The organism is Synechococcus sp. A10-1-5-1, assembly GCF_023115425.1.
GTDB lineage: Bacteria > Cyanobacteriota > Cyanobacteriia > PCC-6307 > Cyanobiaceae > Vulcanococcus.
The window spans coordinates 442,625-462,387 of the sequence record NZ_CP096032.1 but is presented as its reverse complement, the minus strand read 5'-3'; the positions used below and the strand labels follow the sequence as shown (position 1 = coordinate 462,387).

The following is a 19,763-nucleotide window of genomic DNA, read 5'->3' as shown; positions in this document are numbered from 1 at the left end:
TGGCCTTCAGCCGCGGCCGACGCTGCGTCCCATGCCCTGCAGGATGCCGCGACCGACCAGACCAATGGCCCGGCCAATCACCTGGGTGAGCACGACCACCAGCAGGTCCCCGAGACGTTTGAACAGCGATTGCACCTGCGGGGCAAGGGCATCTCGGCCTTCCAGCACCAGGGTGATCAGTTGCTGGCCCCAGCTGAGCTGTTGCAGCTCGCGGTCGCGGGGTTCCATCTGCTCGATGGGAACGATCGCCCCCTGTTGGAGGCCATAGAGCAGGCGGCGGCTTTCGTAGAGCTGCACGGGCCGCTCAAAGAGGGCATCCCAGCGCTGTTGTGAATTGAGCTGGTTGCGCAGTCGTTCCAGGTTGCGGGTGGGGAGCAGATCACTGCGTAGGAGGTAGCGGCGTAGGTCGGGCCAGGCACTGCAGCTGGCCAGGATTTCTGCGCTGATCAGTTCAGCGCTGCGGATCAGCCAGTTGCTGATCAGGGCCTCGAGATGGAGCAGGGCCTGCGGCTCATCCGGGGCTAGCAGGCGACCATCCACCAGGATCGGCTGGGCGGTGATCAGGGCTGCGAGCATTGGCAGGGCGCTGGGGAGCTCTGGATCCACGGCGGACAGGTCACTGGCTTCGCTCAGGCTCTTGGCAACGGGCAGCAGCCCACCCTCCAGGGGGAGCTGAACGTATTCACCCGCCATGGAGCGAAGGGACAGACGTCGCAGCTCCGGTTGCTGACCGAGCCAACGGCTTTCAAGGGCCTCACCGCGCAGCTGCTCATGGCGGAAGCGGGTGATCAGCAGATCGAACTGGGCCAGCAGGGCCAGCAATAGGTCACGGCGGTGGTCAGGGTTCAGCCCCTCCAGGGCCATGAGCTGCCCGCTCTGATTGCTGAGACCCGCTGAGGCGGCCGCGATCAGCCGCTCCTGGATCGCGTCCCAGACACCGATCGCTGTGCGCTCCCTCAGGGTGATCCCCACAACGGCCTGGGGCTCAGGGCGCTGGAGTGGGGCTTCGGCGGGGAAGGCCATGCTGACGGGCCCCCAGAGCCAAAGCAGTAACCGCTTGGCAAGGCTCAGTTCCCGTAGTCGCCCAGCGAGCAGTAGGGCGTTCAAGCCAACGGGCTGGAGGTCAAGCCAGCGCTGACAGCGGAGCGTTTCCGCCTCGATCTGGGCCAGTCCACTCCGTAGAAGCCACTGTCCAAGTCCAAGGACTTCGCGGTTCTCGTGGGGGATCTGAACGCCATGGAGTGGTCGGAGTTCCACCACCCGACCGCCTGCGAGCAGGGTCTCGATGGCGGAGCGGATCTCCTGGGGGGCCGCTTGTTGCAGCAGACCTTCGGCCTCCAGCTGCAACAGCCAGCTGCTCGGAAGATTGGTCTCCGCAGGCAGGAGCAGGAGCAGCGGTGCCGGTTGCCAGCGTTCCCGCAGCTGCATCAATTCCCGCTCCAACGTGGCAGCGGGCATTCCAGCGCTGACGCTCCAGACCACCAGCGCGACGCGCCCGGTCTCCGGCGAGGCAGCCGTCTTCAGCTGGAAGGAATCCTCCAGCAACCGCTCCAGCCCAGCCTGTATCAGGGGCTCAGCAAGGATCAGGATTGGTGGGGCGTCCTTCGCCTCAGGCACGGATCAGCGTTGAGCCTTATTGCGGTTCAAGTTAACGGGGATTGAAGGAGTTTCCAGTCCTGCTCAAGGCTTTGGCTGGATTAACGCCGGCGACCGCTGAGATTGAGGGTGTAGCTCTCGATGCGATATCCGGTTTGCTCTTCAATGCGATCCAGCAGATCGGCTGGTAGTTCCACATCCAGGTCCTGAATCGAGCCTGAGTCCAGACAAGTGATGTGGCTGTGGGGATCGCTGCGGTAGCCGCAGAGGCGACCGTTGGCGCGATCAAGGCATTCGATCACCCCTGCGCTCTGCAGCGCCTCGAGGTTTTGGTAGACCGAGGTGTGGCCGATGTTGCGGCCCTTGGCATTCAAGCGCTCGAAGATGTCGCGGGCGCTGAGGTGATCCCGCTCATCCCAGAGCAGTTCAAGGACCATCCGCCGCTGGCGCGAAAGCCGCATCCCCAGGTCTTTGCAGCGCAAATAGGCGTGATCCACCCCGTGGGTCCCGCTTGTTTGTGCGTTGTTGGGTGCTGGAGAAGCAGCCACGACCCAGATAGGTCTCTTACACCGTTATAGAACCCGTAGGCGGATTGAGTGCGTCCTGGAGGCGCTCAGGTCCTATGGCCTGGAGTGCTTCCGCTAGATCGACCGCGCCGTCATAGAGGGCTCGCCCGACGATCACACCGCTGACCCCAAGCGGTGCAATGGAGAGCAACGAGAGGATGTCCTCGAGGGTGCCAATGCCGCCGGAGGCGATCACCGGAATACTGCTGGCCTCCGCCATGGCGCGCAGGGCTTCGATGTTGGGACCGGCCAGGGTGCCATCGGTGGCGATGTCAGTGCTGATGATCGCGGCAACGCCGCTGCCCTCAAAGCTTTTGGCCAGTTCCGTGGCTTGAACGGTGCTGGTTTCGACCCATCCGCGGGTGGCCACCAGACCATCCTTAGCGTCGATTCCGACCACGACCTTTCCCGGGTGGCGGCCGGCGAGCTCCTTCACGAGCTCGGGCTTCTCGATGGCGACGGTGCCGAGGATCACGCGATCGAGACCGCATTGCAGCAGTTCCTCAGCCCGTTCGGCGCTGCGGACCCCACCGCCCAGTTGCACCGGGATGGAAAGGGCCGAGGTGATTGCTTTGACTGCCTGGTCATTCACCGGTTGACCGGTCTTGGCGCCATCGAGATCCACCAGGTGCAGGCGCTCTGCCCCCTGCCGTTGCCAGTCGAGTGCTTGGGCCACCGGGTCATCGTTGAAGCGTGTGACCTGGCCGTAATCACCCTGATGCAGCCGAACGCAATGGCCATCCAGCAGGTCGATGGCGGGGATGATCTGCATGGAGGCCGGTCGGCTCAAAGACTGCCAGCCAGGCTGCCAGAGGCTGCGATCCCGCAATTGCTGCAGTGGAACGACCAGGCGGACGCTCCGCTCCAGCACAGCCTCAAGCTCCAGCCGTCGGTCTTTCCCTTTGCCTCTCTCACCCAGGACGCGGAAGTGGCGATAGCCCCGGCTGAGACCCAGGACGGGCGACTGGGCGGTCCACTGCTGGGGCCACTTCATGGCTCAGAGAGCTGCTGGGCTAGTCCGTAGGGCTCGCCATCAGCCGGATCCACGATCCCCAGCTCCTGGCGCCATTGGCTGATTGGCTTCTCCCAGCCCTCTTCCCAGCGGGCGATGGCCAGGCAGTGGGCCTGGCGCGCGATGGCATAGCCGTGGGCGGTGGCGCGGCTGATGCTCTCGAACTCCTCGAGTTTCAGGCGGAAGTTCGCCAGTTGGCTGGCGCTGGTGAGCAGGACGTAGGCAGGAAAGCCGATCTGCGCGGCGGTGATGGCCAAGACGCCGGTCTCACCGGCCCGTTCGGTGCCGAAGCCGCTGATGACGTGATGGACGTCGTGGGTGGTGGCAATGCGCTGGGTCAGCCACTGCCCGTCGCTTTCGATCGGCCGGGGACGGAAGAACTCCGGGTCATAGCCCAGCTTGAGGATCAGGCGGGCGTACTCACGCCCGAGGGTTCCGGAAGGGAGCTTTTCCAGTCGATCGATGGGCGGTTGCAGGGGCGGGAAGCGTCCATCCATCAGCGCGGCCCCACCGGGGAGTTCGCGGAAGCGGCGGATGCAGTCGTCCATCTGGGGGCTTCCGAGGAAGTTGTCCACCAGATCGGCGATGTTGCTCAGTTCACCGCCGCTGCGGCCTACGGCCGCCAGCAGTTTGAGGTTGTTGAGGGAACGCAGGACCTCGCTGAATCGCCCCATGGCACCTGCCCGTGAGAACCCTCAGTCTGCTGCTGCCTTCAGTCGAGTGCCCAGCGTTTTGAATGGGTGGAACGTCAGACGGCTGCGATGAAGATCCTGGTGATGGGCGGGACCCGCTTCGTTGGGCGTCCCCTGGTGCAACAGCTGCAGGACGCCGGTCATGCCTTGACCCTGTTCACCCGCGGCAAGAACCCCGTCCCCGCTGGTGTCGAGCACCTCCGCGGGGACCGCAGCACAGCTGAGGGGCTCTCGGCTCTGGCCGGTCGTCAATTCGATGTGATCGTCGACAGCTCCGGGCGCACCGTTGCCGATAGTCGCTCCGTGGTGGAGGTGACGGGAGCCCCGACCCATCGCTTTGTCTACGTCAGCTCCGCCGGCGTCTACGCCGACAGCGAGTTGTGGCCGCTGACGGAGACCTCCCCGACCGATCCCGAGAGCCGCCACAGCGGCAAGCTCGACACCGAGGCCTGGCTGACGGCAGAGAAGATCCCCTTCACCAGCTTCCGGCCCACTTACATCGTTGGCGCCGGCAACTACAACCCCGTCGAGAGCTGGTTCTTCGATCGGATTGTTCATGGACGGCCCGTCCCCCTACCCGGTGATGGCAGCACCATCACCCAGCTGGGTCATGTCAATGACCTGGCGACGGCGATGGCCCTGAGCATCGGGGTCGATGCGGCGACGAATCGGATCTACAACTGCTCCAGCGCCCAGGGCATCAGTTTCCGTGGACTGGTGGCCGCCGCCGCTCGGGCCTGCGGCAAGGACCCGGCCTCGGTCGAGATCCGCAGCTTTGATCCCGGCAGTCTCGACAAAAAGGCCCGCAAGGCCTTCCCCCTGCGCATGGCTCACTTCCTGACTGACATCCACCGGGTGCAGCGCGAGCTGGCTTGGACGCCGCAATACGACGTCGAGCGCTCCCTCGCCGATAGCTACAGCAATGACTACGCCAAGCGCATGCCGACCAGCCCGGACTTCAGCTCAGACGATCAGCTGCTGGCGCTTTGACGTAGCCCCAGGCTGAGCTCAGGGCGAGCACGAGCGAGGGCCAGAACAGCCAGAACCCGAGGCTGTTCAGCAGCTCGTCTCCGCCGCCGGGCCAGAGCAAGAGCAGCAGAGCAGCGAACTGCAGGATTGTCTTGGCCTTGCCTCCCCAGGAGGCCGGGCCACCGCTGCCTTGTCCCGCACGCCAGCCGGAGATCAATAGTTCACGGGCCAGCAGCAGCCAGATGGCCCAGAGCGGCAGGGCGCCGGCGGCACCGAGCCAGAGCAGCGGGGCCAATATCAGGATCTTGTCGGTTAAGGGGTCAAGCCGTGCCCCCCAAACTGACCCGCCCCCTGCCCTTCGGGCTAGCCAGCCGTCGGCAGCATCGCTGAGGCCCCCTAAAAGCAGTAGCCACCAGGCCAACCAGCCGTTGCCCTGGCTCAGGGCCAGGATCAAGGGCAGGCCGATGGCGGCGCGACCGATGGTCAGACCATCAGCGAGCCGGCGGCTGAGGGGTGGGTGCGGCATGGCTTTCCGACCAAGCGTTGCGGTTCATTCTTTCGCCTGACGGAGCGGCCACAATGGCGGCATCCGCAGCGCAGTCATGGTCGTTGAACGCCGGGTCTCCGAAGTGATGACCACGCCCGTCAGCAGCGTCACCAGCGAGACACCACTTCAGAAGGCGGTGCAACTGATGAGCGACCACCACATCAGTGGCTTGCCCGTCGTGGATGGCAACGGCGCCCTGCTCGGCGAACTGACGGAGCAGGACCTGATGGTGCGCGAGAGCGGCTTTGATGCGGGCCCCTACGTGATGCTGCTGGATGCGGTGATCTATCTGCGCAACCCACTGCAGTGGGATAAGCAGGTGCATCAGGTGTTGGGCAATAGCGTTGGCGAGGTGATGAGCCAGAACCCCCACACCTGCAGCGCGGACACCCTGCTCCCTGAGGCGGCACGCCTGCTGCATGAGAAAGGCACCCAACGGCTGTTTGTCCTCGACGAGCAGAAGCGTCCGCTGGGGGTGCTGACCCGCGGCGATGTGGTGCGGGCGCTGGCTTCGGCCTGACCCCCTAAAGCGGCGGGGGCGGAACCAAAGGCAGCTTGCTGGCTCCATTGATCGGTGGCAGCGGCCGTGGCGGGAGGAGCGGCGGCGGGGGCGGTGCACCAATCGGCATCTCCCCCGGTGGCATCGCTTCGGCTGGGGAGAGAGCATCAAAATCTCCGTCCACAAACTCCGGTTCCTGCGGCAGGGACTGGCCCTCCAGCAACACCAAGGGCGGTGGAAGGTCGGGGGCCGCGGGGGTGAGCTCGTTGCCCAGTTGGCTGTTGGCGGCGTTCTCCTGCAGTTCGCGCAGGGCCAAGGGGTCTGCCGTGATCGGAGGTTCCCGCAGGGGTGCTCGCTTGCTATCCCCGAGGGGTTGCGCCAGAGGCGCGGGCGACCAGATCAGGCGCGCCACTGGTTCGACGCCTTGTTCCATCAGGCGGTTCAACCCGGCCAGGGCCCGATCGGCGAGCTGCGCTCCAAAGCTCTGGCTGCACTGCAGTGGGTTGCTGCAATCCCGTTGCCCAAGCCGGGGCGTCAGGCTGGCGAGCAGATTTCCCCGTAGGGGTATGGCTCGGGGGCTCAGGCGCAGCAGGTAGGGGACGTGGACAAAGCTGGTGGCTCCTCCACTGATCCAGTTCGCATCCGCCTCGCTGAATCCCTTGACCCCGGGAATAATCAGGCGGCTCTTTGAGGCGTGATCGGGGAGGTAGGCAGCCTTAAAACCGCGCTGGCGCGCCAGGCTTTTGGTTTGCTCCAGGGTGAGGCCATCTCGGCTCATCAGCACCTCCAGCCGACCATCGCCCCGCAGGCCGATCACCATCCGGATGCGGGGGAGGTAGTAGCGGATCTGCTGCCCCATGGAGACGCTGTAGGCCCCGCGGTAGTCCGGTGGGGGATCCAGGAGATCGTTGTAAAGGCTGTGCAGTCCGCCGATGAAGGTGTCGTAACGAGCCGCCCGCTCTGGCGTGAGTTCGCCGAAGCCAAAATCGGCCCCACCGTCATGCCGTATTCCGACAAACGCCCGTTGGCGTGCCGCGGTCCGGTTTCTGCCTCGCCAGATCTGATCTCCCAACTTCAGGTCCCCGAGGGGAACGGTGATCTCCCGGCCAAGGCTGTTGACGTGACGCTCGTACATCGGCCCTGAGAAATAGGCCAGTGCAGAGGGGTCGCTGAAGGCCTCCTGCTCCCGGTCCCAGCCTTCGAGCAGGCCAATGCGGACTTTGCGCGGGTCGAAATCGAGGGCGTAGACGTCCTCGTCAGGCAGATAGCGAAAGGGTTCGCTCTGGCTGCCGGCCGGGATCAAGCGCGAGGATACCGTCTTGGTTGGCTCGCCTTCTGGCAAAGGGGGGGCGATGGCCACCAGAAACGCAAAGAGCCCGGCTGGAAGCCAGATGGGGATCCAGCGCTTGCGTCGCCAGTGGGGGCGCTTCGGTTTGGACGGAGGCGCTGCGGCGGAGTCCAGATGAAGGGAGCCAGAGAGGAGAAATCTAGGGAAAGCTTGGGACTAGGCCGGCAGCTTCAGCACCTGGTCCTCGGCGATCACCCAACGCTCCAGTCCGGCTGGGGCGGGATGTCCTCCGGTGAGATCCCCGAAGGCCGGCAGCAGCAGCCGATGATTGATCTGGTCGAGGCCAAAACAGGGCAGTCGCATGCGATCGGAGCCCTGCCCCAGGAGCGCCACGGGATGGAGATGGCCGCAGATGTTCAGCAGTCCCTCTGCTGGCGGTCGTTCCGGTTCATGGCTGAGCCACCAGGACCCAAGTTGAAGTGAGGGTTGCGCCCGAAGGGAGGGGAAGACGGCTCCGCGATCATGGTTTCCGCCGACCAGGAGCAGTTCGCAGCCCATCAGTTCGGGGAGAGCTGAGAGCTTTTGCTGGAGTTCGCTGGTCAGGCCAAGACGACTATGGATCAGGTCACCAAGGACGAGCACCTGCAGGGCTCCCAGCGTTGAACTGAGCTCCAGCAGCCGATTGAGGTTCCCCTGGTCCCCATCACTGGGTAAGGGGATGCCCTGAACCTGGAAACTCTCGGCCTTCCCAAGGTGCAGATCAGCGATCAGCAGGGCCCGTCGTTCGGGATCCCAGGCCGCACGCTGGGGCAGCAACTCCAATCGGCTGTCGCCCCAGATCAGGGTTTCGTGCTGGCTCAACGCTGACCCATGCCCCGTTGGTAGGCGGGCCGTTGTTGAGTCGCTGCGATGGTCGCCTGAACGTGGGGGTAGGGGCTCAGGTCAATTTGCGGAAAGAAGATTGGTAGGTAGGCCAGGTAGGCGTTCACCGCGCAGTCGGCGACTCCCCAGTCGTCGCCCATCAGCGGACCCTCTGCCAGCTTGCGATCCAGCACGTCCATCAGGCGGGGGAATTCCCGCTCGCGGTTGGAGGGGACAAAGAGGGCGGTAGCCAGCGTCGCATTGGCAAACAGCACCCACTGCTGCGCCAAGCCACGCTCTGCTGCGGTTTGGCACTCCCCACCGAAGCGCTCTGCCAGATAGAGCAGGATCGCGCCGCTTTCAAACAGTTGCAGACGGCCCGAGGGGAGAGCTGGATCCTCATCCACCAACGCCGGCACCTTGGCGAAGGGGTTAATGGCCGTGAACGGTTCTTGGCGGTGCTCCCCGGCTTCCATATCCAGCAGTTGCCAGGTGTAGGGGATCCCCTTCTCCTCGAGGTACCAGCGAGGCATGGAGGCACGGCTGCGGGCGCCGCCGAACAGGGTGAGGGCCATGGGTCAGCAGGAAACCGGCCTGAGCGTAGAAGCCGCGGTCACCTTGAACCGTTGTTTCCAGGTCCATGGCCATGCCCCCGCCGGGATGCTTGTTGGTGGCGGTCTGACTCGCTCCAGCTCCCGCTGGGAATGGCTTGCACAAACCTCACTTGCTGGGGACTCCCGAGATACACCCAGGCTCTCCGACCATCCAGTAACGAGCGCAGCTCGCGCTGATAGAGCCGAGGCGCCCCCTCGAAGCGATCCAGTGCCTGGAGTTGCTGCGTGGTGACTCTGTAGATCTCCCCGCGCACTGGGGTCTGGGCTTGGGCATTGCTGATTGCCATTGGAAAGGGCCCAAGGTTGTAGAGCTCTAGTCCCCTCAGCTCTGCACTCCCTTCAAAGATGGCCCCGCCTAGTTCTTCGTGATAGCGCTCGCCTCGCTTGAGGGTGCCGTAGACGAACACCAGGCCGACATAATCAGTGCCACTGCTGGCTCCACCCATGACGATTGCGTTGCTACTGGCCCTGGCTGGCTCCCTGGGTGCGATGGCCTGGATCGTGCGCCGTCTAGAGAAGTCCTGAGCGGACTCCGTTTAAATCGCCCAGACGTCCGGATCGGAGTCCCCGCGTCTGGGCACCAACTGGAGGTCGTGATCCGGAAAGAGATCGCGGCTGAGATGCCAGGCCTGCTCTTGGCTCTCCGCTTGAAGAGGAACGGTCAGAATTCTGTGGGGCAGATTGACGTTCAGCTCGTAGAAGAACATCTGAGGCCACCAGCTCTATCCGGTTGCTAGCGACGAATGGCAGTTCTGGTCTGAATCCACCAGGGATTCACCCGAATGCATTGTGAAAGACCGCTTGAAAGTTGGCGTGACCGTGGATCAGCAGGGCCGCCGAGAGGGGCACCACGGCAATCACCAGGGCCAAAAAGAGAGCCGAGAGGGGGCGCTGGTTGTTCATGGGCTGCATTCTCGCGCTCTGTTTGGGTGAGCTGACGCGTGCCGAAAAAGCAGTTCTTCCCTTTGCTTTTCCGTTTATGAGGACCTCTCTTGTATTGGACGGTGCCGATGGATGGGCTGGATCGGGAGCGACTGGGACGGATTGACCCTGAAGTCCTCGCCGACCTCTTAAAGCTCAGCCCCGAGCAGCGTCGTCAAATGGTCCTGCAACTCAGCAGTCGCGAAGCCAAGGGCACCTCAGACGGAACCGTTCCTGTGGAAGTCGCGATGCGTGCCGCCCAACGCGCCAAAGCCTCAGGCGAGTCCCTAGATCTCGCTTGACCTCCAGACATTGAGCCATTGCACCAAGGCTTTTCCGGGGGCCTGGAGTTCTTCGATCGATCCGTAGAGCCAGTTTTGCCAGCCCTGTTGGGGCAAGCCGCTAAAGACCATCAGATTCAGGGGATAGTCCTCTGAATCGCTGCAGCGGCGGAAGTCATCGCGATAAAGGAAGACGGGTTTTCCGAGGGCAATCGCTGCGCCCAGTTCAAGCATCACCCCCTCGTCTGGAGGCGTTCCATTGACGATGGCGAGGAGGGCGTCGGCGTCGCGTACGTCCTGGAGATCGGCCTGGGCAACCCGCCAGGCCCAGCCAGGTTGGGCCAGGTCCACTTGCCCGTTGCGGGAGAACGGCTCCCAGACCTCGAGTCCAAGGTGCTCCAGGGCCTCGACAAAATCGGGCAGCAGTCTGGACCTCCAGTGGCTGGAGAAGCCGTAGGGGGAGGCCAAATAGAGCGTTGGTTTAGCCATTGGTGCGGGAGGCGCGGTATTGCAGTTCATCCGCATTGGCCGCCGCGGCGTTCTCCCAGGGGAAGAGCACCCATTCATGGCCTGGCTGGATCTCGAGGGCTTGCCACCACAGCGGAGGGACCTTGCTGATCCAGACGACTGTGGTGATGTCCGAGCGCTCGCGAAACGGCTCAACGGTCTGCCCGGTCTCATAGATGTCGTCGACCACAAGACAACCCGCCTGAGGCTGTTCGAGCAGCGGAATACCAAGGCGATGGCTCAGGCAGACCGCGAGAACCAGTCCACCGCGGGGGACCCCATAGACCCCAGAAAACCTGGACGACTTAAACCGCGTCAGGGCTCTCTCTAGAGCACGGTCAAAGTCAGCCCAGTTGAGGGTGCGCATGCGCCTGCATCCGATTCCCTGAGCATGAGCCATAGCCCACTGAGATGGGCTGCGGCGCGGCCAATCGAGAGAACGGCCAGGCCGATGCAGAGGGGACAGTGCATGGGGCTCATCACCTCAGCATGGAGGGTTTGCGACCGTCCGTTCTGATTCCCGCTCAATCTTCATGAGAGCGGCTACAAGAGAAAGGCGATGGATGGGGCCCCATGCGCCTGCTGCTGGTGTTGGCGCTGCTGTTGGCGGGCTGCCAGAGCAGTGAGGACAGTCAGGATGTGTCCGTGAGGACCAGCTCCGGTCAACGCCTCCTGGTGGAGGAGGGGGCGGTGCAGCTGGAGGACCGCCGCATCGCGCAGCGGGTCAACCTGGAGTCGCTCAAGGCCGAGATCGCCTGGGCCAAGAAGAACGTCGACTTCAACGAACGCGACGGCATCCCGGTTGATTTCTGGCAGAAGGATCTCGAGGGGGACCAGGCCCGACTGGCTGCTGCCGAGGCCTTACTGGACAGTGAGCGGGAGCACGGCGTTCTCTATCGCGTTGCCCGTTTCGCTCCCATCGTCGAGGGGCCGAAGGGTGAACGCCAACAGCTCCCTTCGGTCACGGCCTACTGCGTTCGCGATTCGCTTCCTGGAGTCGCGGAGAACCTCGCACGGTTCAAGATCAACCAAGGGGAGCTGGACTCCCAGGACCCCAGGGAGGTGCTGGTGGCGAAGTTGTGTCGGCGCTATGGCGCTTTCCCGGCTCCCAGAGCCCAGACGTCCCTATAAAAAAAGCCCCCAGAGCAGGGGGCTTGGGTCTTGTCTCTGCGTGAGCGCATCCAAGCGTCCCGCCTTGGCCTGCACCATCGGTGTAACCACCTAGAGGATTGATCTCGCTTGAATGGCCAGAGGAGTGTGTCGTGGTGGTGGCAGCTCAGGAGAAACGCGATCAAAAGCGTCAGGGCCGGCCCGGTTCAGGTTGGTTGCGCTCGGCCTGCGGCAGCAAGGTCGTTCGCATCACCACGATTGATCCCACGGCCCACGCCCAGTGGTGCGAAGTGGTCAACGCCGACCTGGCCAGTGACGGCCAGATCCAGGCGTTCCACAACAGCCGAATGCTCCGCTACAACGCTGTTCGCCTCTGGCAGAACCTCTTGCGACAGGGCTGGAGTGAGGTCCCTCCTCAATGGTGATCAGGCCGGCACGAACCGCTCTTTCAGCCCCTTCCACCAACGCACCAGCTGTGACCACCAGCGCCGCACCCCGTGCTGGACAGTTTGAGGGCGGGCCATGGCCGCGTCGCACGGTCTGGGGCTCAGTGGTTGAAAGCCATCGACAAAAGACAGGGCCTCTGCTTTGACCTGCTGCTCGAGTCTGTGGCGGGCGGCTGATCGATTGCGTGACACCGACATGCGCGACCTCGCGTACCAGCCTTGTTATTGCTCCGGCCCCGGTCTTGGGCAATGAGTTCTGATGCTCAATTCCGCGTGAGCCCTCTGCAGCCGGTTTTTTCAACTCTTGCTAGAGCCGGAGGGTGGGTCCGAAGGGACTCGGCGTTGCTGTTTGGTTGGAAGGGGATGGTGCGCAAACGGGTGATTGGCGATGGCCAGCTCCGCGATTTGGAGCAGACCTACATCCAGGCGATCTACCGCTACCAGGAGGCCCTGGAACAAGGCCCCAGCCTGGCGTGCAAGGCGCGGCGTGAGATGTACCGCCTGGAAGTGGAAGTGCGGCGTCTGCGCTACGGCTACTGAGCTCGCCTTCAGCGTTCGGCTTTGGTGGCTTCGGCAATCAATCGCTGCACGCGATCGAGAACGGACTCATTGCTCAGTCGGTTGTTGAGCCTCTCTACGAGTAACGGGAAGGCCAGAGGACCGGGACGTTGGGTGCGCTCCATCAGCCATTCACTGGAGGCCATGCGCCCCAGGGCCGCGCGCAGACGTTGGGTTTCCAGTTGTTCCTCGAGCACTTCCTGTCGTGCCTGCTCGAGCAGTAGGTGACTGGGTTCGTGCTTTTGGAACACGTCAAAGAGCAGGGCAGCACTGATCTGCAGTTGGCCGCCGGTTTTGTTCTGCCCGGGCATGGCCTGGGTGACCAAGCCGCTGACCTGGGCGATCGAGCGAAAGCGACGGCGGCAGAGTTCTGAAAAGTTCAGGGCCTGCTCGAGGTCGTCATCGAGGTTCTCCACGTCGAAGAGCTCATCGCCATGGAGCTCAATCAATTCATCAAAGGGGTAGCGCTTGGGGGCCAGGAGTTCAAAGCCGTAGTCGTTGATCGAGACCGTGATCGTGCTGGGCCGGTAGCGCGCCAAGCGCCAGGCCCAGAGGAACCCGATGCCTTCATGGACAAACCGCCCTTCAAAGGGAAAGACGAACAGGTGATTTCCTTCGCGGCTGGAGCAGACCTCCAGCAGGATCTGCTCACGCCTGGGGATACGGGAGAGGTCGGCTTGGCGCTGTAGCAACGGTTGGAGTGCCCGCAATTCCGGTGTGTCCAGCTCCCCCTCATCGCTGAGGCCTTGGGCGCAGCGATCGACCTCGTCGCGTAGGTGTTGGCTGAGCAGATCGGAGAGAGCCATCTGTCCCCCGGCCCAGGCCGGAACAGTCGAGCTCTTGCGGCTGGTGGCTTTGACCTGGGCTGTCATCTCCCGCAGCCGCACGAACTCCAACTGACGGCCGGCAAAGAAAAAGACATCCCCTGGCTTCAGCCGTCCGATGAAGGCCTCCTCCACATGGCCGATAACGGCCCCGCGCACAAAGCGCACCGTGACGGAACGATCCGCGGTGATCGTGCCGATGTTGAAGCGGTGGTGGCGGGCAATGGTCTTGTCCAGCACCCGGTAGCGATAGGGCTGAGCGTCTTCGGCTGGCTCGTCACTGCCGGGCTGACAGCGCACCAACTTGCGATAGCGGGGGTAGGCCCCAAGGCATTGGCCCCCGTGCTCAAGAAAGTCCAGGCACCACTGCCACTGGCTCTCGCTGAGGCGGCGAAAGCTCCAGCTCGTGCGGACCGTCTCCAGCTCCTGGGACGGTGCAAACCCCGGGCCGCAGGCCAGGGTGACCAGGTGCTGAAGCAGGACATCGAGGGGGAGCTCCGGTGGTTTGCGGTGCTCCACCAAGCCATCGGCCAGTCCCCGCCGCATGGCCGAGACCTCGAGTAACTCCAGGGCATTGGTGGGCATGAACAGCACCTGAGAGGTGCCCCCTGGGCAGTGGGCGCTGCGGCCAGCTCGCTGCAGTAAGCGGGCAAGATTCTTGGCACTGCCGATTTGCACGACCCGTTCCACCGGCTGGAAGTCCACGCCGAGGTCCAGGGAGCTGGTGCAGACCACCCAACGCAGATCACCGGCCTTGACCGCCGCCTCGATCGCCTCGCGCTCCGTTCGATCGATGGCGCTGTGGTGGAGTGCCAGGGCGTCCTCCATCTCCGGGCAGGCAAAGCGCAGACATTGATGCCAGCGCTCCGCCTGGTTGCGGGTGTTGGTGAACAGCAGGGTGCTGATGGCCGGATCCAGCCCGGCAATCAATTCCTCGTACATCCGCAGTCCGAGGTGCCCTCCCCAAGGGAACCCATCGATCTGCTCAGGCAACAGGCTGCGGATGGCCGTCTCCCGTTGGAGCGGTGCCGTCACGATCAGGGGCTTGGCCGCTTCTGCGCCAAGGGCCGCCCGTGCCGCCTCCTCCAGGTTGCCGATCGTTGCGCTGATCGCCCAGGTGCGCAGGCTGGGCCGGTGGCGCCTGAGCCAGCTCAGGCAGAGCTCGCACTGGCTCCCCCGTTTGCTGCCCATGAGCTCGTGCCACTCGTCAACCACCACCGCCTGCAGCCCCTCAAAGAGAAGTGGTGCCTTCGGGTTGGCCAGCAGGACGCTTAGGGATTCCGGCGTCGTAATCAGGATTTCAGGGGGGGTGCGCAGCTGCTTACTGCGTTCGTAGGTGCTGGTGTCGCCATTGCGAATCCCCACCCGCAGCGGCCAGCCCATCGCCTCGATCGGTTGCTCGATCGCCAGGGCCAAGTCCCGTGACAGCGCGCGCAGGGGCGTGATCACGAGCAACCGCAGCCCCTTCCCTCCTCGCTCGAGCATCTCGGCAATGGGACCCATCACGGCTGCGTAGGTCTTGCCTGAGCCAGTGGGCACCTGCAGCAGTCCGCTTTGCCCCTCCAGGTAGGCCCGCCAGACCTCCTCTTGAAAGGCCATCGGCGTCCAGCCTTGGCCGCGAAACCAGTCCTGAATCGGCTGCAGCGTTGCGCTCATCGCCCCTCCATCAGGGCCAGGGCCGTGGCGACGCTGTCGGCTTCTGCGGCGGGTTTGTCCTGCCGCCAGCGGCTGATCCGCGGGAAGCGAACCGCCAGGCCGCACTTGTGTCGTTTGGAAGGCTGGAGGCCTTCAAAGGCCACTTCGAACACCAGCGTCGGCTCCACGGCGCGCACTGGACCAAACCGGTCAGTGGTGTGGGCCCTGATCCAGCGGTCCAACTGGCGAATTTCCCCATCGTCGAGTCCGGAGTAGGCCTTGGCGAAGGTCACCAACTCGCCGTCGTCGTTCCAGAGCCCAAAGCTGTAGTCGGTGTAGAGGTTGGCCCGGCGACCGCTACCGGACTGGGCGTAGAGCAGGACCGCATCGAGGTGAAAGGGCTCGAGCTTGTGTTTCCACCAATGGCCCCGTTTGCGGCCAACCAAATAGGGGGACGGCTTGGCCTTGAGCATCAAGCCTTCGGCTCCCTTCTCCCGCGCTTGCTCCCGCAGACTCTCGAGTTCACTCCAAGCCGTCAGGACTGGTGTCTCGGAGAGGCGTAGACGTGAGGCCCCCTCGCTGTCGGCTTCGCTCCAGTCCTTGACGAGTGCTTCCAACTGGCGACGGCGCTCCTGCAGTGGAATCTGGCGTCGATCGCTTCCCTCCACCTCCAAGAGGTCATAGGCCATGAAGGCTGCTGGACACTGCTTTTGCAGCGCTCGGCTGGGGGCCTTGCGCCCGAGCCGCCGCTGCAGGGTGGCAAACGTCTCAGGGGTTTCGGCGTTTGCCTGCCAGATCAGGACTTCCCCATCGAGCACCGTCCCCTGCGGCAGCGACTCAGCGAGGCTGATCAGCTCTGGGAAGGCCTCATTGATGAGGTCTTCTCCGCGGCTCCAGAGGCTGCAGCCACCACTGCGGTGAATCAGCTGACCGCGGATCCCATCCCATTTCCACTCCACTTGCCAGTGATCAGCTGGTGTCTGCTGGATCTGTTCGAGCTCGATCGGGCTGGCGAGAAAAAACGGAAAAGGACGGGCCGCCAGCGCATCGCCATCAGTGGCCGATGCCGTCAGAGCTGCAAAGGTCTCTGCGGATGGAGCAAAGCCACCCATCAAGCGATGGGCAATTAAGGCTTCATCGAGATCGGCGCTCCGTGCCACGCCCCGGGTCACCAGTCCCGTGGACACCCCGACGCGAAAGCCGCCGCTCAGCAACTTGTTGATCAGCAAGAGCTCTGCGTTAGGCAGGCTCTGCCAGCAGCGAATCACCGCGGCCTCCTGCTGCTCCCCCTCGGCTGCTGCGAGTTCTGGCAAGACCTGCACCATCCAGTCACTCAGGCTTCGCTCTGGGCTTCGCTCCACCGGGTCTGACTGCTGCTGACTCCACAGAAGCGAGACCGTCTCAGCGGAATCCCCCACCTGGTTGCTGCAGGCTTCAAACAACCAGTCGGGAAGCGAGAGGGCGTTGAGACAGATCTCCCGCAAGCGCCGACCACTGATCAGGCGTTTGCGGCGTTTTCCCAGCAGTAGGGCCAGGGCCCAGGCGGCATCGGCAGGGGGCGCGCTGCGGAAGTAGGCCTCGAGCGCCTCCAACTTGGCCGTGGTGCTGCTGGTGCCATCGAGTTCGGCAAAGAGCTGGGAGAAGGCCTTCATGGCGCCTCCTCCTCATCGAACCGTTCGGCTTCAAAGGCCCCCTCGAGGGGTTCAGCGTTGATGCCCTCCTCCTCCTTCAGATATCTGGAGAGCACGGCGCTTTGGCCATGGGTCACGTACACCTGCTGGGCTTGGCTCTCCCGCACGGTTCGAAGCAACCCCGTCCAATCGGCGTGATCGCTCATGACGAAACCGCGGCCGTAACCGCGCCGGCGGCGGGCTCCCCGCACCGCCATCCAGCCGCTCACAAAGCCGTTTTGTGCCTTCGCCAGTCGGCTCATCCCTCGGCTGCGATGGGCCGCGGGAGGCGCAATCACCAGGCGACCCGCCAGCGACTCATCCTTGGGTAACGCGGAGAGAGGCATCGTGGGGGGCATGGCGATCCCCGCTTCGCGATAGGGCCCCATCAGTCGATCGACGGCGCCGTGCAGCAGCACTGTGTCCTCGATTCCGAGTTGATGCAGCTCCGCCAGGACCCGCTGCGCCTTGCCAAAGGCATAGGAGAAAAGCACCGATGGCTTGTCTGGCGCAGCTCGCCACCAGGCCAGGATTTGACGGGCCACCTCCGCCCCACTCTCCCAGCGGTAGATCGGCAAGCCGAAGGTCGCTTCGCTGATGAAGACGTCGGCCTGCACCGTTTCAAACGGTGCGCAGCTGGGGTCATGGCAGCGCTTGTAGTCACCGCTGACCAGCCAACTCTCCCCGGCGGCCTCCAGGCGGATCTGGGCCGATCCCAGCACGTGACCGGCGGAGTGAAAGGAGACCCTGGCCTCGCCAATGCGGTTCAGGTCGCCGTAGCCCACCGGCAGCAGGTTGATCTCTGCTCCGAGCCGCTCCCGCAGGATTCCCTCACTGGAGGCCACGGCCCAGTACTCCCCACATCCGGGACGGGCATGGTCCGAATGGGCATGGGTAATCAGGGCCCTGGGGACTGGCCGCCAGGGATCAATCCAGGCACCAGCCGCCGCGCAGTAAAGCCCCTCTGGGGTGAGCTGCAGCAGGCCGCCTGGGGCGAGGGGCATGGGCGCTGGGCGGCGTGATCGGCCTGAATCATGACCACTCACCTTCCAGGAGTGCGTTTTCGCGCTAGCTAAGGGGTAGTCCCCCTCTGCGGATTCGATGGCATTGCAAGCGTTCCGCGATGAGTTGGCGAGTACTGCTGCGGCCTTGGCCGCCCCCGGGACAGGCCTGTTGGCTGCGGACGAATCCACCGGCACCATCGGCAAGCGCTTCGATGCGATTGGCCTGGAGAACAACGAAGAGAATCGGCGTGCCTACCGCACTCTTCTGGCCACCAGCGAGGGCCTTAGCGACCACATCTCCGGTGTGATCCTGTTTGAGGAAACCCTCTTTCAAAACAGCACCACCGAGGCCGGAGGGGCGCCGCTCGTCGACTTATTCAAGGCCCAGGGGATTGTCCCCGGGATCAAGGTGGATCAGGGGGTGGAGCCCTTGGCCGGCGGCTTGAGCGGTGAGACCTGCTGCACGGGTTTGAAGGGTCTTGCAGAGCGGGCTGCTCGTTACTACGAACGGGGGGCACGCTTTGCCAAGTGGCGCGCGGTGCTGCAGATCAGCTCCAACGGCTCGCCGTCTGAGCTCTCGGTCCGTGAGAACGCCTGGGGACTGGCCCGTTATGCCCGGACCGTTCAAGAGCAGGGGTTGGTGCCGATCGTCGAGCCGGAAATCCTGATGGATGGCGACCACGACGTCACCACCACCGCCGCTGTTCAGGAATGGGTGCTCCGCACCACCTATGAGGCTCTGGCTGTCAATGGGGTGTTTCTTGAGGGCAGCCTCTTGAAGCCTTCGATGACCTGCGCCGGGGCGGCCTGCCCGCAGCAGCCCAGTGCTGAGGAGGTGGGGGAATTCACTGTGCGCACCTTGATGCGCACGGTCCCCTCGGCGGTCCCCGCGATCCTCTTCCTGAGTGGGGGACTCAGTGAAGAAGACGCGAGCCTCTGTTTGAACGCAATCAATCAAGTGGCCGGGCCGTCAGCTGCTCCCTGGCATCTCGGCTTCTCCTACGGCCGGGCCCTGCAACATTCGTGTCTCAAGCATTGGGCTGGCCGGGACCTCAAGGCGGGGCAAGCGGCGCTTCTGGCCCGGGCCCGGGCGAATGGGGCCGCCAGCTTGGGCGCCTACATCCCCGGTTCTGAACCGTCGGATGACAGCAGTCTGTTTGTCGCGAACTACAGCTACTGAGCCCTGACTTAGCGGCTCATCTCCAGCATCTTTTGGATCGGAGCAAGGGCCCGCAGGCGCATGGTCTCGTCCATTTCGATGGCGGGGGCCATCTCCGTCAGGCACTGCCAGAGCTTCTCGAGGGTGTTCAGGCGCATGTAGGGGCAGGCGTTGCAGCTGCAGCCATCGGCACCCGGTACCTCGAAGAACTGCTTCTCTGGGACAGCCTTACGCATCTGGTGCAGGATCCCTGGCTCGGTCAGGACGATGAACGTCTGTGCCTCACTGGCTTCGGAACGCCGCAGCAGGGCGCTGGTTGAGCCAATGAAATCGGCGTGATCGAGCAGGTGCTGCTGGCACTCCGGATGGGCCAGCACTTCGGCACTGGGGTGATCGAGTTTCAGCTGCAGCAGGGCCTGCTCACTGAAGGTCTCATGGACGATGCAACTGCCGGGCCAGAGGGTGAGTTCCCGCCCGCTTTGGCTTTGCACCCAGCGCCCCAGGTTTTGATCCGGTGCAAACAAGATCGGTCGATTGGCTGGCAACTGCTTGACCAGATCAACGGCGTTGCTGCTGGTGCAGATCAGGTCGCTCTGGGCTTTCACCGCCGCTGAGCAGTTGATGTAGCTGACCACCAGGTGGTCGGGGTGATCGGCTCGAAACTGGGCGAACCCATCGGCGGGACAGGCATCAGCCAGGGTGCAACCCGCATCCATGTCCGGCAGCAATACGGTCTTGTCTGGACTGAGAATCTTGGCCACTTCGGCCATGAAGTGCACCCCGCAAAAGACGATCACGTCGGCGTCAGTGGCCGCCGCCTTGCGGGAGAGCTCCAGCGAATCGCCGATGAAATCAGCGATGTCTTGAATCTCAGGCTCTTGGTAGTAGTGGGCCAAGATCACGGCATTCCGCTGCCGTTTCAATGCGGCAATGGCCTCCGGCAGGTCCCGGTGGGGTGGGCAACCGGATGAGCTGTGCTGGGCTGCCGCGAAAACCAAGGCTCC

The 19,763-nt window shown here is 63.9% G+C and carries 24 protein-coding genes and 1 pseudogene; 7 read left to right on the top strand and 18 right to left on the bottom strand.

Annotation, left to right across the window (positions count from 1 at the left end; all coding sequences use genetic code 11):
• Positions 1 to 6 precede the first annotated feature (6 nt).
• From MY494_RS02435 to MY494_RS02415, 5 genes and pseudogenes are all read right to left on the bottom strand, one after another.
• The gene (locus tag MY494_RS02435; RefSeq protein WP_247911143.1) at positions 7 to 1,617 is read right to left on the bottom strand and encodes a DUF3685 domain-containing protein; all 1,611 of its coding nucleotides are present in this window, start codon (positions 1,615 to 1,617) and stop codon (positions 7 to 9) included.
• A gap of 80 nt (positions 1,618 to 1,697) precedes the next feature.
• A complete protein-coding gene (locus MY494_RS02430) occupies positions 1,698 to 2,057 on the bottom strand; it encodes a transcriptional repressor (RefSeq protein ID WP_247911926.1) in 360 nt (119 codons plus the stop codon).
• Positions 2,058 to 2,160: 103 nt separating this feature from the next.
• Entirely contained in the window at positions 2,161 to 2,934 is a 774-nt protein-coding gene (gene hisA / locus MY494_RS02425; protein WP_247911925.1) for a 1-(5-phosphoribosyl)-5-[(5-phosphoribosylamino)methylideneamino]imidazole-4-carboxamide isomerase, read from the bottom strand.
• A gap of 33 nt (positions 2,935 to 2,967) precedes the next feature.
• A pseudogene (locus MY494_RS02420) lies at positions 2,968 to 3,156 on the bottom strand (TIGR02450 family Trp-rich protein); the annotation flags it as partial.
• Positions 3,153 to 3,848 carry a Coq4 family protein gene (locus MY494_RS02415; protein WP_247911142.1) on the bottom strand — a complete coding sequence of 232 codons (696 nt, stop codon included), beginning with the start codon at positions 3,846 to 3,848 and terminating at the stop codon, positions 3,153 to 3,155. The pseudogene MY494_RS02420 and the gene MY494_RS02415, both read right to left, overlap by 4 nt.
• Positions 3,849 to 3,935: 87 nt before the next feature.
• On the opposite strand from MY494_RS02415, the gene MY494_RS02410 reads away from it, so the two are divergent.
• Positions 3,936 to 4,856, top strand: a complete 921-nt coding sequence (locus MY494_RS02410) for an NAD-dependent epimerase/dehydratase family protein (protein ID WP_247911141.1) — start codon at positions 3,936 to 3,938, stop codon at positions 4,854 to 4,856.
• Here the strand turns inward: MY494_RS02410 and MY494_RS02405 are convergent.
• The gene (locus MY494_RS02405; RefSeq protein WP_247911140.1) at positions 4,825 to 5,361 is read right to left on the bottom strand and encodes a CDP-alcohol phosphatidyltransferase family protein; all 537 of its coding nucleotides are present in this window, start codon (positions 5,359 to 5,361) and stop codon (positions 4,825 to 4,827) included. The genes MY494_RS02410 and MY494_RS02405 overlap by 32 nt on opposite strands.
• Positions 5,362 to 5,437: 76 nt before the next feature.
• Between MY494_RS02405 and MY494_RS02400 the strand changes: the two genes are divergently transcribed.
• The gene (locus tag MY494_RS02400; RefSeq protein ID WP_247911139.1) at positions 5,438 to 5,902 is read left to right on the top strand and encodes a CBS domain-containing protein; all 465 of its coding nucleotides are present in this window, start codon (positions 5,438 to 5,440) and stop codon (positions 5,900 to 5,902) included.
• Between the two features lie 4 nt (positions 5,903 to 5,906).
• On the opposite strand, the gene MY494_RS02395 is transcribed toward MY494_RS02400, so the two are convergent.
• From MY494_RS02395 to MY494_RS13170, 6 genes are all read right to left on the bottom strand, one after another.
• Complete coding sequence (locus tag MY494_RS02395; RefSeq protein ID WP_371820657.1) at positions 5,907 to 7,241, bottom strand: hypothetical protein; 1,335 nt, start codon at positions 7,239 to 7,241, stop codon at positions 5,907 to 5,909.
• Between the two features lie 144 nt (positions 7,242 to 7,385).
• Positions 7,386 to 8,030 carry a ligase-associated DNA damage response endonuclease PdeM gene (pdeM, locus tag MY494_RS02390; RefSeq protein ID WP_247911138.1) on the bottom strand — a complete coding sequence of 215 codons (645 nt, stop codon included), beginning with the start codon at positions 8,028 to 8,030 and terminating at the stop codon, positions 7,386 to 7,388.
• Entirely contained in the window at positions 8,027 to 8,605 is a 579-nt protein-coding gene (locus MY494_RS02385; protein WP_247911137.1) for a glutathione S-transferase family protein, read from the bottom strand. Before MY494_RS02385 ends, pdeM begins: the two co-directional genes overlap by 4 nt.
• 38 nt (positions 8,606 to 8,643) lie before the next feature.
• Positions 8,644 to 9,090: a gamma-glutamylcyclotransferase gene (locus MY494_RS02380; protein ID WP_247911136.1), complete on the bottom strand. Its 447-nt coding sequence runs from the start codon at positions 9,088 to 9,090 to the stop codon at positions 8,644 to 8,646.
• Positions 9,091 to 9,180: 90 nt separating this feature from the next.
• Complete coding sequence (locus tag MY494_RS02375) at positions 9,181 to 9,351, bottom strand: hypothetical protein (protein ID WP_247911135.1); 171 nt, start codon at positions 9,349 to 9,351, stop codon at positions 9,181 to 9,183.
• A 67-nt stretch (positions 9,352 to 9,418) separates the two neighbouring features.
• A complete protein-coding gene (locus MY494_RS13170; protein ID WP_256463419.1) occupies positions 9,419 to 9,547 on the bottom strand; it encodes a hypothetical protein in 129 nt (42 codons plus the stop codon).
• 89 nt (positions 9,548 to 9,636) lie between these two features.
• Between MY494_RS13170 and MY494_RS02370 the strand changes: the two genes are divergently transcribed.
• Positions 9,637 to 9,867, top strand: a complete 231-nt coding sequence (locus MY494_RS02370; RefSeq protein WP_247911134.1) for a hypothetical protein — start codon at positions 9,637 to 9,639, stop codon at positions 9,865 to 9,867.
• Here MY494_RS02370 and MY494_RS02365 read toward each other — a convergent pair.
• The gene (locus tag MY494_RS02365; RefSeq protein WP_247911133.1) at positions 9,853 to 10,335 is read right to left on the bottom strand and encodes a nucleoside 2-deoxyribosyltransferase; all 483 of its coding nucleotides are present in this window, start codon (positions 10,333 to 10,335) and stop codon (positions 9,853 to 9,855) included. The genes MY494_RS02370 and MY494_RS02365 overlap by 15 nt on opposite strands.
• Positions 10,328 to 10,720 (bottom strand): phosphoribosyltransferase, encoded by a 393-nt coding sequence (locus tag MY494_RS02360; RefSeq protein ID WP_247911132.1) that lies wholly within the window; start codon positions 10,718 to 10,720, stop codon positions 10,328 to 10,330. The genes MY494_RS02365 and MY494_RS02360 overlap by 8 nt, the downstream gene beginning before the upstream one ends.
• 206 nt (positions 10,721 to 10,926) lie before the next feature.
• Between MY494_RS02360 and MY494_RS02355 the strand changes: the two genes are divergently transcribed.
• From MY494_RS02355 to MY494_RS02345, 3 genes are all read left to right on the top strand, one after another.
• The gene (locus tag MY494_RS02355) at positions 10,927 to 11,484 is read left to right on the top strand and encodes a hypothetical protein (protein ID WP_247911131.1); all 558 of its coding nucleotides are present in this window, start codon (positions 10,927 to 10,929) and stop codon (positions 11,482 to 11,484) included.
• A 98-nt stretch (positions 11,485 to 11,582) separates the two neighbouring features.
• The gene (locus MY494_RS02350) at positions 11,583 to 11,888 is read left to right on the top strand and encodes a DUF1651 domain-containing protein (RefSeq protein ID WP_247911130.1); all 306 of its coding nucleotides are present in this window, start codon (positions 11,583 to 11,585) and stop codon (positions 11,886 to 11,888) included.
• Positions 11,889 to 12,251: 363 nt separating this feature from the next.
• Positions 12,252 to 12,449: a hypothetical protein gene (locus MY494_RS02345; RefSeq protein WP_247911129.1), complete on the top strand. Its 198-nt coding sequence runs from the start codon at positions 12,252 to 12,254 to the stop codon at positions 12,447 to 12,449.
• A gap of 8 nt (positions 12,450 to 12,457) precedes the next feature.
• Here the strand turns inward: MY494_RS02345 and MY494_RS02340 are convergent, their stop codons facing one another.
• Genes MY494_RS02340 through MY494_RS02330 form a run of 3 tightly spaced genes read right to left on the bottom strand, consistent with a single transcriptional unit; the run spans position 12,458 to position 17,600 of the window.
• Positions 12,458 to 14,947: a ligase-associated DNA damage response DEXH box helicase gene (locus MY494_RS02340; protein WP_247911128.1), complete on the bottom strand. Its 2,490-nt coding sequence runs from the start codon at positions 14,945 to 14,947 to the stop codon at positions 12,458 to 12,460.
• Entirely contained in the window at positions 14,944 to 16,578 is a 1,635-nt protein-coding gene (locus MY494_RS02335) for an ATP-dependent DNA ligase (RefSeq protein WP_247911127.1), read from the bottom strand. The genes MY494_RS02340 and MY494_RS02335 overlap by 4 nt, the downstream gene beginning before the upstream one ends.
• Entirely contained in the window at positions 16,575 to 17,600 is a 1,026-nt protein-coding gene (locus MY494_RS02330) for a ligase-associated DNA damage response exonuclease (RefSeq protein WP_247911126.1), read from the bottom strand. The genes MY494_RS02335 and MY494_RS02330 overlap by 4 nt, the downstream gene beginning before the upstream one ends.
• Positions 17,601 to 17,697: 97 nt before the next feature.
• Between MY494_RS02330 and MY494_RS02325 the strand changes: the two genes are divergently transcribed.
• A complete protein-coding gene (locus MY494_RS02325; protein WP_247911125.1) occupies positions 17,698 to 18,780 on the top strand; it encodes a class I fructose-bisphosphate aldolase in 1,083 nt (360 codons plus the stop codon).
• 8 nt (positions 18,781 to 18,788) lie between these two features.
• Here the strand turns inward: MY494_RS02325 and nadA are convergent, their stop codons facing one another.
• On the bottom strand, positions 18,789 to 19,757 hold the full coding sequence (gene nadA / locus MY494_RS02320) for a quinolinate synthase NadA (protein ID WP_247911124.1): 969 nt from the start codon (positions 19,755 to 19,757) through the stop codon (positions 18,789 to 18,791).
• Between the last annotated feature and the right edge of the window lie 6 nt (positions 19,758 to 19,763).

Excerpts from the sequence above, each read along its gene's own strand:
- MY494_RS02430 (WP_247911926.1), bottom strand. The coding sequence starts at position 2,057 with ATGCGGCTTTCGCGCCAGCGGCGGATGGTCCTTGAACTGCTCTGGGAT.
- hisA (WP_247911925.1), bottom strand. The coding sequence starts at position 2,934 with ATGCAGATCATCCCCGCCATCGACCTGCTGGATGGCCATTGCGTTCGG.
- MY494_RS02415 (WP_247911142.1), bottom strand. The coding sequence starts at position 3,848 with ATGGGGCGATTCAGCGAGGTCCTGCGTTCCCTCAACAACCTCAAACTG.
- MY494_RS02410 (WP_247911141.1), top strand. The coding sequence starts at position 3,936 with ATGAAGATCCTGGTGATGGGCGGGACCCGCTTCGTTGGGCGTCCCCTG.
- MY494_RS02405 (WP_247911140.1), bottom strand. The coding sequence starts at position 5,361 with ATGCCGCACCCACCCCTCAGCCGCCGGCTCGCTGATGGTCTGACCATC.
- MY494_RS02400 (WP_247911139.1), top strand. The coding sequence starts at position 5,438 with ATGGTCGTTGAACGCCGGGTCTCCGAAGTGATGACCACGCCCGTCAGC.
- MY494_RS02385 (WP_247911137.1), bottom strand. The coding sequence starts at position 8,605 with ATGGCCCTCACCCTGTTCGGCGGCGCCCGCAGCCGTGCCTCCATGCCT.
- MY494_RS02380 (WP_247911136.1), bottom strand. The coding sequence starts at position 9,090 with ATGGGTGGAGCCAGCAGTGGCACTGATTATGTCGGCCTGGTGTTCGTC.
- MY494_RS02375 (WP_247911135.1), bottom strand. The coding sequence starts at position 9,351 with ATGTTCTTCTACGAGCTGAACGTCAATCTGCCCCACAGAATTCTGACC.
- MY494_RS13170 (WP_256463419.1), bottom strand. The coding sequence starts at position 9,547 with ATGAACAACCAGCGCCCCCTCTCGGCTCTCTTTTTGGCCCTGGTGATT.
- MY494_RS02365 (WP_247911133.1), bottom strand. The coding sequence starts at position 10,335 with ATGGCTAAACCAACGCTCTATTTGGCCTCCCCCTACGGCTTCTCCAGC.
- MY494_RS02360 (WP_247911132.1), bottom strand. The coding sequence starts at position 10,720 with ATGCGCACCCTCAACTGGGCTGACTTTGACCGTGCTCTAGAGAGAGCC.
- MY494_RS02355 (WP_247911131.1), top strand. The coding sequence starts at position 10,927 with ATGCGCCTGCTGCTGGTGTTGGCGCTGCTGTTGGCGGGCTGCCAGAGC.
- MY494_RS02340 (WP_247911128.1), bottom strand. The coding sequence starts at position 14,947 with ATGAGCGCAACGCTGCAGCCGATTCAGGACTGGTTTCGCGGCCAAGGC.
- MY494_RS02335 (WP_247911127.1), bottom strand. The coding sequence starts at position 16,578 with ATGAAGGCCTTCTCCCAGCTCTTTGCCGAACTCGATGGCACCAGCAGC.
- MY494_RS02330 (WP_247911126.1), bottom strand. The coding sequence starts at position 17,600 with ATGCCCCTCGCCCCAGGCGGCCTGCTGCAGCTCACCCCAGAGGGGCTT.
- MY494_RS02325 (WP_247911125.1), top strand. The coding sequence starts at position 17,698 with ATGGCATTGCAAGCGTTCCGCGATGAGTTGGCGAGTACTGCTGCGGCC.